We start from the raw sequence: 14,017 nt of genomic DNA, 5'->3' as shown, positions 1-14,017 counted from the left end.
ACCAGGAGGCCCGATGAGCACGGCACTTCAGTGGTTCAAGTCGAGTTACAGCAGCAGTGAGGGCGGCAACTGCGTCGAGGTCGCCGCCGGGCGCTTCGCGGTCCACGTCCGCGACTCCAAGGACGTCCCGTCCGCCGGGCCCGTTCTCCGGGTCGCCCCGACCGCGTGGGCCGCGTTCCTCGGGCTCACACGCGAGGACGGGCGGCGCCCCTCGGCATGACCGGCCGGTCAGCCCGTAAAGTGCGCGGGATGAACACTGCCCCCGCACTCCCCCGCTCCTTCCGGCTGATCGTGACGGGCGGAGGTACCGGCGGTCACACCTATCCGGCACTGACCGCGATCCGGACCTTGCAGAGCCGTCTGGTGGCTGCGGGCGGCACGCTGGACGTGCTGTGGATCGGGACGGAGGACGGTCTCGAAGCGCGGGTCGCTCCCGCTGAGGGAATCGCGTTCAGGACGGTCGCCACGGGCAAGATCCGCCGGTCGTCGAATCCGCTGAAGATGCTGTCCGCCGCGAACGTGAAGGACATGGCGCGGGTGCCGCTCGGCGTGGCGCAGGCCCGCTCCGTCGTGTCGGGGTTCCGGCCGGATGTCGTCCTGGCGACGGGTGGGTACGTCGCGGTCCCGGCCGGGCTGGCCGCGCGGCTGTGCCGCGTTCCACTCGTGCTGCACGAGCAGACGGTCCGGCTCGGGCTGGCCAACCGTAAGCTCGCGAGTTCGGCGACGCGGATCGCGGTGTCCTCGGACTCCTCCCTCCCCCTGCTGCCCGCCGAGGTGCGTGAGCGCGCGGTCGTCACGGGGAACCCGGTACGGCCCGAAGTCCTCGGCGGTCACGCGGACAAGGCGGTGGAGGCGCTGGGCCTGTACGGGTTCGACCGGCGTCTGCCGACCGTCTACGTCACCGGCGGCGCCCAGGGCGCCCAGCAGATCAACGGTGTGGTGCGGGAAGCGCTGCCGTGGCTCCTGGCGCACGCGAACGTCATCCACCAGTGCGGTCCGGCGAACGTGGACGGACTCCGGTCGGCCGCGGCCGGACTGGACCCCGCCCTCGCGGGCCGCTACCACCTGACGGGGTTCCTCGGGGCGGAGCTTCCGGACGTGCTGGCGCTGGCCGATGTCGTGGTGTCCCGCAGCGGCGCCGGGACGCTGGCGGAGCTGACCGCGCTCGGCAAGCCCGCGGTGTTCGTCCCGCTGGCCACGTCGGCCGGGAACGAGCAGGCGCACAATGCCCGGCACCTGGCCGACGCGGGCGCGGCCCTCGCACTGCTCGGCGAGGTCACCGGCTCCGCTCTGCGCGACGCGGTGGGGCCCCTCCTGACCGACCCGGCTCTGCGGGCCGCGATGGCGGAGCGGGCCCGGACCTACGGGCGGCCGGACGCGGCGGACAGGCTCGTGGACGTGGTGCTGTCCGCCGCGTCCGGCTGATCGGCCGGGCCGCGGGCCACGTCTCACCGGGGCGCGGCGTGGAGTCCGACCCCTCACCGGCCCAAGTACACGGTCAGCGAACGACGTTGGACTCTTCCGAAGCGTCAGCGTTCGTCACCCTGGGTATGGAATGCTGCGGTCCCGGCGCGCCCTCAGCCCTTGAGAGCGCGCTGTCCGCACGGTCTACCGGGAGGCCCCTTGAGCACCGCACCGCACTGGGTGAAGTCCAGTTACAGCAGCCCCGAGGGCGGCGACTGCGTCGAGGTCGCCGCCGAACCCTCGACCATCCACGTCCGCGACTCCAAGAACCTCCCGGCCACCGGGCCCGTTCTCCAGGTCGCCGCCGCCACGTGGGCCGCGTTCCTCGGGCTCGCCCGTCGGGACGGGCGGCTGTAGAGACACAGTGAGCAACGGGGGATATCACTGGCGGTACGGGGAGCGGGCCGTCTACGAGCAGGCGGTGCGAGCCTGCCTGGGCGACCGGCGGTTACGTGAGCTGTTGCGGCGGCGGCCGTACGTCACGGAGGAGTCCGTGGTCGACGCCATGTGTGCGCCGCCGGTGGTCAACCGGGTGCTGAGCCAGTCCGATTCACGGTTGGGCCATCGGCTGCATCTGCGGGTCGGGCGCCTGCACGAGCGTTCACGCATCAGGCCGGGACCGATCGTCCCGGAGGCGTTCGGTGGCTGGCTCACCGTGAGTGTGGTCCTGCTCGGCCTGCTGAGTGACACGAACCTGCCCCTGCCCGTCACGGTGGCGACCGCTCTGACCCCCGCCCTCGGCGTCGGGGCGTACACGTACGCCCGGAGCACTCTGCTGCCTGCGGCGCCCGTGACCCCACGGGCCATGTGGCGGTCCTGCGTCGTCGCCCTGCCCTTGATGCCGGTGGTGATCGCCCTCTGGGTGATGAAACAGCTCAGCACGACGCTGTGGACCCGTGAGCTGCGGCGGGCCGGGCTCGCGGACGAGGTCTCCCGAGCGGTCGAGGAGCTGCTCGGTGACGAGCGCGGCACCCTGCTGATCACCAGCAGCCACGAGGGGTTGCGCGCACCCCGGCAGCGGTCGTACTTCGTGGCCAACGGCTCGGCAGCCGAACTCGACCGCAAGATGGGACAGTTGGACGGCGGGGTGATAGCCGTCAGCGGACCGCGCGGCGTCGGCAAGACGAGCCTCATGGAGAACTGCGTCCGCGAGGACGACTTCGCCGTCTTCGCGCACGCGCCCGCCACGTACGCGCCGCACGACTTCCTCACCTCCCTCTTCGTCTCCGTCTGCCGGACCTACATCACGCGCGCGGGCTTCGACGCCCCCGAGTTCGTCCGGCTGTCGTACCTGCGCCGGGTGACACGCGCGATGTCCCGGCCACTGCGCTACCTCGGCCGACGGCTGCTCTTCGCGGTGCCCGCGGTGACGCTGGTCGCGGTCGGGCTGTACGCCACCGAACGCTCTCTGGAACGGGACCGCCTGCCGGATGTCGAGCGGCACGTCGCGGACTACACGGGGCGGGGAACCGGGTTCGTGGCGGACGTGCTCGGAGGACGGGAGCCCGAGGCCGCGTTGGCCCTCGCCGCCGCCGGGATCGTCCTGTGGTTCCTCCGGGACAACCGAACCCTGGCGAAATGGGCGCGGCTCGTCTCCAGCGTGCTCTTCGGCGTGACCGTGGCCACTCTGCTGTGCGGCCCGTTCCTGTCGCTGCTCTGGGACGAGCAGCTGCGGCAGCACGCCCCGGCCCTGGCCAACCTGTGGTTCGTGCCCCTGTTCGCACTCTGGTTCGCGTGCGGCCTCGGCATGTCCGACGTCAACGAGAAGGGCCCCACCACCAGGCTGCTGTGGTGGCCCGCCAAGCGCGCCTACGTCTACGGCCTGCCCGCCAGGTTGCTGCCCCTGGTGATCCTCGTCCTGGTCGGGGTCGACGAGCGGACCCGGCCCCTGCTCACCGACCCCGACCACGCGGTCCGGGTCGGGGTGTTCGTCCTGGGCTTGGTCCTGCTCAAGCTCGGCAGCAGACCCTGGTCGTTCCTGCGGCCCGCCCCGCGGCTCGTGACCGACTGCCGGGATCACCTCTACCGGCTCCAGACCGTGCAGAGCGCCAGTGCCGCGCTCAACTCGGGTGCCGCGCAGGTGCTGACGCTCGGCACCGCGCACACCACGACCCTGACCAGCGTGCCACCCAACTACCCTGCTCTGGTGGACGACTTCCGGGCGCTGCTGACCCGGATCGCGAGCTACGAGCACGGGCGCAAGCACCGTGTCGTCATCGTCATCGACGAGTTGGACCGCCTCGGCTCGGACACCAAGGCCCTCGCCTTCCTCGCCGAGGTCAAGGCGATCCTGGGGGTGCCCCACGTGCACTACCTCGTCTCCGTCGCGGAGGACGTCGGGGCCGCGTTCGTGCGGCGGGGGCTGCCGTACCGGGACGTGACCGACAGTTCGCTGGACGACGTGCTGCATGTGCGGCCGGGGACGGCGGCGGACGCGGTGCGGATGCTGGGCGTGCGGGCGCCGGGCATCGGGGAGCCGTACGTGCTGCTCGCGCACGCGCTGTCCGGTGGGCTCCCGCGCGACCTGGTGCGGTACGCGCGCCGCCTGCTGGAGATCAAGGCCGCCACCGAGCAGGTCGAACTGCCGGACGTGGCGGGGCTGTTGATCCTGGAGGAGCTGGCGGAGACCCTGGCCGGCTTCCGGACGCTGCTGGCGAAGCAGCCGTGGACGGCGGGCGACCCGGATGTGCTGGGGCTGTTCCGGGACGCCGCCGCGCATCTGCGGACCGCCTGCCCGTGCACGCTCCCGATGCGGGCGCTGCGCCCGGCGCTGCTGCGGCTGGCGGTGCCCGGCACGACGGGGCTCGCGGAGGAGCCGCGGCGGCTGGTCGACGAGGCCGCCGCGTACGTCTCCCTCGCGCTGACCCTGCTCGACGTGTTCGGGCCGCCCGACTTCAACCGGCGGCGCGCCGACGCCGAGGCCGCCTCGCCGGACGGCGGCCCCGACGCGCTCGCGGAGGCCCGGCAGGAGCTGGCCCTGTCGCCGTACACCGCGCGCACCGTGATCGACGCGGTACGCCGGGCGTGGGGCCTCGCCCCACTGACCGCCCCGGCGGCGGCCGTCCCCCCACAGCGCCGCCCGCCCTGCGCACGGCATCCCCGCCGCACCGCACCGGTCGGCTGAACCCCCGTACGGCCAAGGCCCCCCTACTCCGCCGGCTTCACGCCCGCCCGCAGCAGGCCGTAGGCGTACGCGTCCTCCAGGGCCTGCCAGCTCGCGGCGATGACGTTCTCGGCGACGCCGACCGTGGACCACTCGCCCGCGCCGTCGGAGGTGGAGATGAGGACGCGGGTGGTGGACTGGGTGCCGTGGACGCCCTCCAGGATGCGGACCTTGTAGTCCACCAGGTCCAGTTGGGCGAGCTGGGGGTAGATCTTCTCCAGGGCGACGCGGAGCGCGCGGTCCAGGGCGTTGACCGGGCCGTTGCCCTCGGCGGTGGCGACGATCCGCTCGCCCTTGGCCCACAGTTTCACGGTGGCCTCGTTGGCGTGGGTGCCGTCGGGGCGGTCCTCGACGATGGCCCGCCAGGACTCGACCTCGAAGTACTTCAGCGGGCGGCCCTCGGCCTCGGCGCGCAGCAGCAGTTCGAAGCTGGCGTCGGCGGCCTCGTAGGTGTAGCCCTTCAGCTCGCGTTCCTTGACGCGGTCCACGACCCGGCCGACCAGTTCGCGGTCGCCGCCGAGGTCGACGCCGAGTTCCTTGCCCTTCAGCTCGACGGAGGCGCGGCCCGCCATGTCGGAGACCAGCATCCGCATGGTGTTGCCGACCTGCTCGGGGTCGATGTGCTGGTACAGGTCCGGGTCGACCTTGATCGCGGAGGCGTGCAGGCCCGCCTTGTGGGCGAACGCGGAGACACCCACGTACGGCTGGTGCGTGGACGGGGTGAGGTTGACGACCTCGGCGATGGCGTGCGAGATCCGGGTCATCTCGCGCAGCCGCCCCTCGGGCAGCACCCGCTTGCCGTACTTCAGCTCCAGCGCGGCGACCACCGGGAACAGGTTGGCGTTGCCGACCCGCTCGCCGTAGCCGTTGGCGGTGCACTGGACGTGGGTGGCGCCCGCGTCGACGGCGGCGAGGGTGTTGGCGACGGCGCAGCCGGTGTCGTCCTGGGTGTGGATGCCGAGCCGGGCGCCGGTGTCGGCGAGGACGGTCGAGACGACGGCCTGGATCTGCGCGGGCAGCATCCCGCCGTTGGTGTCGCACAGGACGACGACGTCGGCGCCCGCCTCGGCGGCGGCCCGGACGACGGCCTTGGCGTAGGCGGGGTTCGCGCGGTAGCCGTCGAAGAAGTGCTCGCAGTCCACGAAGACCCGGCGGCCCTGGGAGCGCAGGAAGGACACGGTGTCCGCGACCATCGCGAGGTTCTCGTCCAGCGTGGTGCGCAGCGCCAGCTCCACATGCCGGTCGTGCGACTTCGCGACCAGCGTGATGACGTCGGCGCCGGAGTCCAGGAGGGCCTTGACCTGCGGGTCCTCGGCGGCCTTGGCGTTCGGGCGCCGGGTGGCGCCGAAGGCGACGAGCTGGGCGTGCCGGAAGGTGATCTCGTCCCGGGCGCGGGCGAAGAACTCCGTGTCGCGGGGGTTGGCGCCGGGCCAGCCGCCCTCGATGAAGCCGACGCCGAACTCGTCCAGGTGCCGGGCGATCGCGAGCTTGTCGGCGACCGTGAGGTTGATGCCCTCACGCTGGGCGCCGTCGCGCAGGGTGGTGTCGAAGACGTGGAACGAGTCGTCGGGCTCGCTGGTGTCCGTCATGGTGTCAAGGCTCCTGTTTTGGATCTCGGTCTGACCGGAATGACCGGCTCCACCGTCCCTCCATGGTCCCTCGCGCTCGTCCCCCGGCTACAGGTGGGCCAGGAAAACGAAAAACCTCTCGCGGGTGCGAGAGGTCTGCGCGCGGGTCGAGGACGACGATGGCCGCCCGTACCTGGTCGTACGTGGCGGTCACTGCGGACCGGCGCGCCTGCTGCCAATAATCGTGGCGAACGAGAGCACGGGGGGATTTTGGCACACTCCCGGCGGCCTGCCGGGGGTGTCTCACGATGCGGTCCATGATGTCCGGGAATCGTGCGGAGCCGGTCCGCGAGGCGGGACGTCCGGAGGGGGCCGGCCCGGACGGCCTGCGGCGCCCGCGGGCCGCCTCGCCTCCCCCTCACCCCGCCGCGTCAGCCCTCCCGCGCCAGTCCCCCGTCCAGGAACTCGCGGACGTGCCCGATGATCTGCTCGCGGTCGGTGCCGCGCAGGCCGACGGCCACGTTGATGGAGAAGCCGTCGAGCAGGGCGCGCAGCCGGGCGGCGTAGCGGTCGGGGTCGACCGGGCGGAACTCGCCCCGTGAGACGCCCTCGGCGAGCAGGGCGACCAGGTCGCGGTGCCAGGCGCCCTCGATGGCGGCCTGCCGGTCGCGGGCGTCGCCGTCGGCGGTCTGGGAGCGGTTCCAGACCTCCAGCCAGAGGGTCCAGTGCGGGTCGCGGTGGCCGTCGGGGACGTACAGGTCGACGTAGGCGTCGAGCCGTTCGCGGGCGGTGGCGCCCCGGGTGAGGAGGCGGCCGCGCTCCACCCCGAGGCGGCCCTCGCTCCACTCCAGGGTGCGCAGCAGCAGCTCGTCCTTGGTCCCGAAGTAGTACAGGAGGTGGCCGCTGCTCATCCCGACCTCGCGGCCGAGCGCCGCCATGGTCAGCTTCTCCAGGCCGCGCTCGGCGATCATGGCCATGGCGGCGGCGAGGACGTCCTCACGGGGCGGGGCCTGCCTGCGCGACGCCGCGCCCCGGCCCGGGGCGGCCTCGGGCGGGGCCTCCGAGGGCGAGGCCGCCCTGCCGGGTGCCTCCTCGCCCCGTGCCTCCTTGCCCCGTGCCTCCTTGCGCGCGCCTGCCATGGGACTCCTCAGACCTTGGGCTGCTGCTGGGTGATGCAGTGGATGCCTCCGCCACCGGCGAAGATCGTACGGGCGTCGACCAGGGTGACGGTCCGTTCCGGGAAGAGCCTGCCGAAGATCCCGGCGGCGGTCTCGTCGCGCGGGTCGTCGAAGCCGCAGAGGACGACGCCGTCGTTGCAGAGGTAGTGGTTGATGTACGAGTAGTCGGCCCAGTGGCCGTCGGCCTCCAGGACGGTCGGGGCGGGCACCTCGACGACCTCCAGGCGGCGCCCGCGCGCGTCGGTGGCCGACCGGAGCAGCCCGATGACCTCCTTCGTCACCTCGTGGTCGGGGTGGGCCGGGTCCGGCTGGTGGTGGGCGACGACGACGCCGGGCCGGGCGAACGCGGCCACGATGTCGACGTGCCCGAGGGTCCCGAAGCCGTACGGCGGGTAGTCGCCGGTGAGGCCGCGCGGCAGCCAGATCGCCGTGCGGGTGCCGAGGTGGGCGTGGATCTCCGCCTCCACCCGCTCGCGGCTCCAGCCGGGGTTGCGTTCCGGGCCGAGCTGGACGGTGTCGGTGAGCAGGACGGTGCCCTCGCCGTCGACGTGGATCGCACCGCCCTCGTTGACCAGCGCGGAGGCGTACGTCCGGGCGCCCGCGAGCGCGGCGACCTCGCCGCCGATCCGCGCGTCGTGCTCCCAGCGGGCCCAGCCCTGCGCGCCCCAGCCGTTGAACGTCCAGTCCACGGCGGCCAGTTCGCGGCCGTCGGTGAGGAAGGTGGGGCCGATGTCCCGCATCCAGGCGTCGTCCAGGTCGCGTTCGACCGTGTCGATGCCCCGGCCGAGCAGGCGGGCCGCCTCGGCGGACTGGCCCGGACCGCAGACCACGGTGACCGGTTCGAAGCGGCGGACCGCGCGGGCCACCAGCGCCCAGGCGTGCCGGGCCTCCGCCAGTTCCTCGGCGCTGTCGAAGGTGGGGTTGGGCGACGGCCACGCCATCCAGGTCCGCTCGTGCGGGGTCCACTCGGCGGGCATCCGGAACCCGTCGGCGGCGGGCGTCCCGGCGGGATGCGGGGCCGGGGCGGGGGCCGACACCGGCGAGGGGGCCGGCACCGGGGGCGGGGTCTCGGCGAGGGCCGGGGGCGGGGTCTCGGCGGGCGGGGTCGAGGCCGGGGCGGAGGTCATGGCGGGCACCTTCGGTGAGTGGGGCGGCGGGTTCACGGCGACGTCACAGGAAGTAGAGGCGGTTGAGGGAGACCGAGTCGGCCGGTTCCGAGCGCAGCGGTTCGCCGTCGAGGGTGACGAGACCGGTCCGCTGGTCGACGTCGACCGCGCCCGTACGGGAGTTGAGGCGCAGGTCGGCCGGGCCGATGCCGCGTGTGCCGCGCACGGCGACCCGGCGGCGGCGGGTGGGCATCGTGTCGTTGCCCTGGTCGAGGGCGGCGCGGGCGACGAACGCCACCGACAGGTCGGCCGGGGTGGCGCCGTGGCCGCCGAACAGCGGCCCCAGCACGAGGGGTTCGCAGGTGTCGGTGGCCGCGTTGGGGTCGCCGGTGACACCGAAGGCGGGGAAGCCCGACTTGAGGACGAGCTGCGGTTTGGCGCCGAAGTACTCCGGCCGCCACAGCACGATGTCGGCGAGCTTGCCGACCTCGATCGAACCGACCTCGTGGGAGAGGCCGTGCGCGATGGCCGGGTTGACGGTCAGCTTGGCGATGTAGCGCAGGACGCGCTCGTTGTCGTCGCCGTCCGGGGCGCCGAACTCGGCCTTCATCTTCCCGGCCATGGCGAAGGTGCGGCGGACCGTCTCGCCCGCGCGGCCCATGCCCTGCGCGTCGGAGGAGGTGATGCCGATCGCGCCCAGGTCGTGCAGGACGTCCTCGGCGCCCATCGTCCCGGCGCGGATGCGGTCGCGGGCCATCGCCGCGTCGCCGGGCAGGTCGGTCTTGAGGTCGTGGACGGAGACGATCATGCCGTAGTGCTCGGCGACCGCGTCCCGGCCGAAGGGCAGGGTGGGGTTGGTGGAGGAGCCGATGACGTTCGGGACCCCGGCCATCTTCAGCACGTTGGGCACGTGGCCGCCGCCGCAGCCCTCGATGTGGAAGGCGTGGATGGTCCGCCCCTCCAGCACGCGCAGGGTGTCCTCCACCGACAGGCACTCGTTCAACCCGTCGCTGTGCAGGGCCACTTGGACGTCGTGTTCCTCGGCGACGCGCAGCGCGGTGTCCAGGGCGCGGGTGTGGGCGCCCATGTCCTCGTGGACCTTGAACCCGGACGCGCCGCCCTCCGCGAGCGCCTCGACCAGCGGGGCCGGGTCGGAGGACGAACCCCGGCCCAGGAAGCCGATGTTGACCGGCCAGGCGTCGAAGGAGTTGAACGCGTGCCGCAGCGCCCAGGGCGAGTTCACGCCGACGCCCCAGACCGGGCCGAACTCCTGCCCGATGATCGTGGTGACGCCGGAGGCGAGGGAGGCCTCCATGATGCGCGGCGACAGCAGGTGGACGTGGGTGTCCACGGCCCCGGCGGTGGCGATCAGGCCCTCGCCGGAGACGATGGAGGTGCCGGTGCCGACGACCACGTCGACGCCGTCGAGGGTGTCGGGGTTCCCGGCCCGGCCGATGCCGCAGATCCGGCCCTCGCGGATGCCGATGGAGACCTTGCGGATGCCCTGCACGGCGTCGATGACCACGACGTTGCTGATGACGACGTCGCAGGTGTCGCGGACGGCGGCGGCCTTGAGGTGCAGTCCGTCGCGGGCGGTCTTGCCGAACCCGGCGAGGAACTCGTCGCCGTAGGACTGGGAGTCGGACTCGACGCGGATCACCAGACCGGAGTCACCGAGCCGGACGCGGTCGCCCGCGCGGGGGCCGTGGGTGGCGGCGTACTCGTACGGGCTGAGGGGGGTGCCGGGGTTCACCGGGCCGCTCCTGTCTCGGCGGGACCGCCGTCGCTGGGGGTGTCCGCGCGGCCGGGGCCGGTGGAGATGTCCGCGCGGCCGGGGCCGACGGGGGTGTCCGCGCGGTCGGCGGTCACGCCGAGGTAGCCGCAGGCGGCCGCCCTGCGCAGGGCCTCCGCCTTGGCGCCGGGGGCGTCGAGGGGGCCGTCGACCAGGCCCGCGAAGCCGATCGCGACGCGGTCGCCGCCGAGGGGCAGCAGGCCGACCTCGCCGCTCTCGCCCGGCCCGAAGCGGACGGACGACCCGGCGGGGACGGCGAGGCGCATGCCGTAGGCGGCCGAACGGTCGAAGTCCAGGCGGGGGTTGGCCTCGAAGAAGTGGAAGTGGGAGGTCACGGAGACCGGCACGGTGGACGTGTTGGTGACGGTCAGCCGGAGCACCGCCTCGGGTTCGCGGTGCGCGGGGCCCGGCAGCAGGGCGCCCGGCGCGGCGTCGGCGAGGCCGCCGCCGATCGGGTCGCTGACCACCGCGAGCCGGGAGCCGTCGTCGAAGACGGCCTCGACGTGCACCTCGGTGACGACGTCGGCGACGCCGGGGAGCACATCGGCCGGGCCGAGCACGGTCCGGGCGCGCTCGATCGCCTCGGCGAGGCGGACCCCGTCGCGGGCGGCCTCGCAGACGGTGTCCGCGATCAGCGCGGTCGCCTCGGGCACGTTCAGCCGGAGGCCGCGGGCCCGGCGGGCGCGGGCCAGCTCGGCGGCTCCGAAGAGCAGCAGCCGGTCACGTTCCGTGGGGGTGAGTCTCATGCTGCGGTACCTCCCTTGTCCTCCACGGGTTAGAGCATCACTCTAAACATGGGCTTCACGCAACCAAAACATTGACGGGCCACCTTGAGCGGGCTTAGCTAAGTTCACATTGAGTGCCGCTCTAATCGAGACCAGGCCGCTCACCCCACCCTCCCGCCCGGCGGCCGATCGAAGGAGACCAGCCCCATGCCGATGGAACAGCGCGGAGTCGACACCATCCCGGACGAGGAGCGCACCAGCGGGCCGCGCGATCTCGTCTCGATCCTGCTCGGCTCGAACCTCTGCCTGGGCGTCATCGTCTTCGGCTGGCTGCCGCCGTCCTTCGGGCTCGGCTGGTGGGCGTCGGTCAGCGCGATCGTGGTCGGCACCCTGGTCGGCACGGCCCTCACCGCCCCGCTGGCGCTGATCTCGCTGCGCACCGCGACCAACCTGTCCACCTCCTCGGGCGCCCAGTTCGGCGTGCGGGGGCGCCTGGTCGGCTCGGTGGTCGGCCTGCTGCTGGCGCTCGGCTACACCTCGCTGACCGTGTGGATCGGCGGCGACGTGATCGTCGGCGTCCTCGGCCGGATGGTGGACCTGTCCGCGGACGGGCTGTCGTACGGGGTCGTCTACGGGCTGCTCGCGGCGGCGACGGTGGCGGGCGCGGTCTACGGCTACCGGGTGCTGCTGGCGATGAGCCGGGTGCTGGCGTTCGGCATGACGGCCCTGCTGCTCCTCGGCCTGATCGCGTACGCCCCCGACTTCACCACCGCCGCGCTCCCCGACGCCGGGGGCTATCTGCTGGGCGGGTTCTGGCCGACCTGGCTGCTCGCGGCCGTCGCCGCGGGCCTGTCCGGGCCGATCGCCTTCATCACCCTGCTCGGCGACTACACCCGCTACATCTCCCCCGCCCGCCACACCTCGCGCGGCGTGCTGCGCGCGACCTGGCTCGGGCTGATCGTCGGCCTGCTGGTCCCGCAGCTCTTCGGCACCTTCACGGCGTACGCGGCGGGCGCGGCCCTCGACTACGCGGGGCCGCTGGTCGACGCCTCCCCCGGCTGGTACCTGCTGCCGCTGCTGCTCGCCGCGACGGCCGGATCGGTGGGCAACGCGGGCCTGATGCTGTACTCCATGGGCCTCGACCTGGACGCGATCCTGCCGCGCGCCTCCCGCGCGGCGGCCACCTGCGCCGTCGCCGTGGTCGCCACGGCCTGCGTCTTCGTCGGCCACTACGCCTCGTCCGCGCAGGACGCCATGACCTCGTTCGTGCTGCTCCTCACCGCGATCGGCACACCGTGGGCGGTCATCACCCTCATCGGCTTCGTCCGCTCCCGCGGGCACTACGACGCGGAGGCCCTCCAGGTCTTCAACCGCCGGGCGCGGGGCGGGATCTACTGGTTCCGGGCGGGCTGGAACATCCCCGCCACGGTCGCCTGGGCGGCGGGCGCCGCGGTCGGCCTGCTCGCCGTCTCCCTCCCCTCCTACGAGGGCCCGCTCCTCTCCCTCACCGGCGGCGTCGACGCCAGCTTCGTCCTCTCCGGCCTGGTCGGCGGCGCGGTCTACCTGGTGCTGCCCCAGCCGACGGGCGCTCCCGTCCCGGACGCGGTCCCGGGCGCGGCGCTGGTGAGCGAGGACGCGTAACGGCGGCCCGGACCACCGCGGGCCCCTCGCCCACCCCCACCCCCGCACCTCCCCCCCCCGGTACACACAGAGCCGCCCCGGACACCATGTCCGGGGCGGCTCTGTGTTCGGAGTGCGGGGCGGACTCCGGGGGAGCCCGCCCCGGCCGGGTCAGGCCAGCTCGTGCATCCAGCCGTGCCGGTCCTCGGCGATGCCGCGCTGGATGTCGAGGAGGGCGGAGCGCAGCCGGAGGGTGGCCTCGCCGGGCTCGCCGCCGGACTGCTGCCACTCGGCGCCGGCCCGCTTGACCGTGCCGACGGGGGTGATGACGGCGGCGGTGCCGCAGGCGAAGACCTCGGTGAGGGAGCCGTCCGCGGCGTCGGCCTGCCACTGGTCGGCGGAGACGCGGCCCTCCACGGCCTCGTAGCCGAGGTCGCGGGCGACGGTGAGGAGGGAGTCACGGGTGACGCCCTCCAGGATCGACCCGGTCAGCGTCGGCGTGACGATCTTGTTGCCGTAGACGAAGTACAGGTTCATGCCGCCGAGTTCCTCGACCCAGCGGTGCTCGACCGCGTCGAGGTAGCAGACCTGGTCGCAGCCCTTGGCGGCGGCCTCGGCCTGGGCGAGCAGGGACGCCGCGTAGTTGCCGCCGGTCTTGGCATCGCCCATGCCGCCGGGGACGGCGCGGACGCGGTCCTCGGAGACCCAGATGGAGACCGGCCGGACGCCGCCGGGGAAGTAGGCGCCGGCCGGGGAGGCGATGACGAGGAAGAGGTACTCGTTGGCGGGCTTCACGCCGAGCCCGACCTCGGTGGCGATCATGAAGGGCCGCAGGTAGAGGGATTCCTCGCCGCCGTGCGCGGGGACCCACGCCTTGTCCTGGCGGACCAGCGCGTCGCACGCCTCGATGAAGGTCTCGACGGGCAGCTCGGGCATGGCCAGGCGCCGGGCGGAGCGCTGGAAGCGCTTGGCGTTCTGGTCGGGGCGGAAGGTGGCGACCGAGCCGTCGGGGCGGCGGTAGGCCTTGAGCCCCTCGAAGATCTCCTGCGCGTAGTGCAGGACGTTGGTCGCCGGGTCGAGCGGGATCGGCGCGTACGGAACGAGCTGGCCGTCGTGCCAGCCGCGGCCCTCGGTCCACCTGATGGTGACCATGTGGTCGGTGAAGTGGCGGCCGAAGCCGGGGTTGGCCAGCATCGCCGCGCGCTCGGCGTCGGCGAGCGGGGTGGCGGAGGGCTTGAGCTCGATCGTGGGCGTCGTCATGTGTGGATGTCCTTCACCGGTTGTAGTGACGAGCCGCTTTCATTCCTGCACGCCCAGTGCTAGGACGTCCGAGCATTCCCGCGTACCGCGGCTCCGTGTTCGATTATCACGCGGGAGCCCCGGCGGGCGAAAACGGGGTGA

Annotated in this window: 11 protein-coding genes; 5 read left to right on the top strand and 6 right to left on the bottom strand. The window is 73.2% G+C overall.

Annotation, left to right across the window (positions count from 1 at the left end; translation table 11 throughout):
• The first annotated feature begins 13 nt into the window (after positions 1 to 13).
• The 4 genes from ACIQPQ_RS08600 (at position 14) to ACIQPQ_RS08585 (ending at position 4,588) form a co-directional block, all read left to right on the top strand.
• Positions 14 to 220, top strand: coding sequence for a DUF397 domain-containing protein (locus ACIQPQ_RS08600; RefSeq protein WP_401301365.1), 207 nt, complete (start codon positions 14 to 16; stop codon positions 218 to 220).
• A 29-nt stretch (positions 221 to 249) separates the two neighbouring features.
• A complete protein-coding gene (locus tag ACIQPQ_RS08595; protein WP_401301362.1) occupies positions 250 to 1,425 on the top strand; it encodes a UDP-N-acetylglucosamine--N-acetylmuramyl-(pentapeptide) pyrophosphoryl-undecaprenol N-acetylglucosamine transferase in 1,176 nt (391 codons plus the stop codon).
• A 198-nt stretch (positions 1,426 to 1,623) separates the two neighbouring features.
• Positions 1,624 to 1,821, top strand: a complete 198-nt coding sequence (locus ACIQPQ_RS08590) for a DUF397 domain-containing protein (protein ID WP_401301359.1) — start codon at positions 1,624 to 1,626, stop codon at positions 1,819 to 1,821.
• Between the two features lie 7 nt (positions 1,822 to 1,828).
• Positions 1,829 to 4,588, top strand: coding sequence for a P-loop NTPase fold protein (locus ACIQPQ_RS08585; RefSeq protein WP_401301356.1), 2,760 nt, complete (start codon positions 1,829 to 1,831; stop codon positions 4,586 to 4,588).
• A gap of 23 nt (positions 4,589 to 4,611) precedes the next feature.
• Here the strand turns inward: ACIQPQ_RS08585 and cimA are convergent, their stop codons facing one another.
• From cimA to ureA, 5 genes are all read right to left on the bottom strand, one after another.
• Positions 4,612 to 6,216: a citramalate synthase gene (cimA, locus tag ACIQPQ_RS08580; RefSeq protein ID WP_401301353.1), complete on the bottom strand. Its 1,605-nt coding sequence runs from the start codon at positions 6,214 to 6,216 to the stop codon at positions 4,612 to 4,614.
• Between the two features lie 410 nt (positions 6,217 to 6,626).
• Positions 6,627 to 7,172 (bottom strand): TetR/AcrR family transcriptional regulator, encoded by a 546-nt coding sequence (locus tag ACIQPQ_RS08575; protein WP_401301586.1) that lies wholly within the window; start codon positions 7,170 to 7,172, stop codon positions 6,627 to 6,629.
• 170 nt (positions 7,173 to 7,342) lie between these two features.
• On the bottom strand, positions 7,343 to 8,350 hold the full coding sequence (locus ACIQPQ_RS08570) for an agmatine/peptidylarginine deiminase (RefSeq protein ID WP_401301583.1): 1,008 nt from the start codon (positions 8,348 to 8,350) through the stop codon (positions 7,343 to 7,345).
• A 193-nt stretch (positions 8,351 to 8,543) separates the two neighbouring features.
• Complete coding sequence (locus tag ACIQPQ_RS08565; RefSeq protein WP_401301350.1) at positions 8,544 to 10,232, bottom strand: urease subunit alpha; 1,689 nt, start codon at positions 10,230 to 10,232, stop codon at positions 8,544 to 8,546.
• Entirely contained in the window at positions 10,229 to 11,017 is a 789-nt protein-coding gene (gene ureA, locus ACIQPQ_RS08560) for an urease subunit gamma (RefSeq protein WP_401301347.1), read from the bottom strand. Before ureA ends, ACIQPQ_RS08565 begins: the two co-directional genes overlap by 4 nt.
• A gap of 186 nt (positions 11,018 to 11,203) precedes the next feature.
• On the opposite strand from ureA, the gene ACIQPQ_RS08555 reads away from it, so the two are divergent.
• Positions 11,204 to 12,637, top strand: coding sequence for a cytosine permease (locus tag ACIQPQ_RS08555; protein ID WP_401301344.1), 1,434 nt, complete (start codon positions 11,204 to 11,206; stop codon positions 12,635 to 12,637).
• 150 nt (positions 12,638 to 12,787) lie between these two features.
• Here the strand turns inward: ACIQPQ_RS08555 and ACIQPQ_RS08550 are convergent, their stop codons facing one another.
• Entirely contained in the window at positions 12,788 to 13,876 is a 1,089-nt protein-coding gene (locus ACIQPQ_RS08550) for a branched-chain amino acid aminotransferase (RefSeq protein ID WP_401301342.1), read from the bottom strand.
• Between the last annotated feature and the right edge of the window lie 141 nt (positions 13,877 to 14,017).

The sequence above is a fragment of the Streptomyces sp. NPDC091281 genome (assembly GCF_044757425.1).
Taxonomy (GTDB): Bacteria; Actinomycetota; Actinomycetes; order Streptomycetales; family Streptomycetaceae; genus Streptomyces.
Note: the sequence above shows the minus strand (reverse complement) of the source record. Positions and strands in the feature narration are given on the sequence as shown.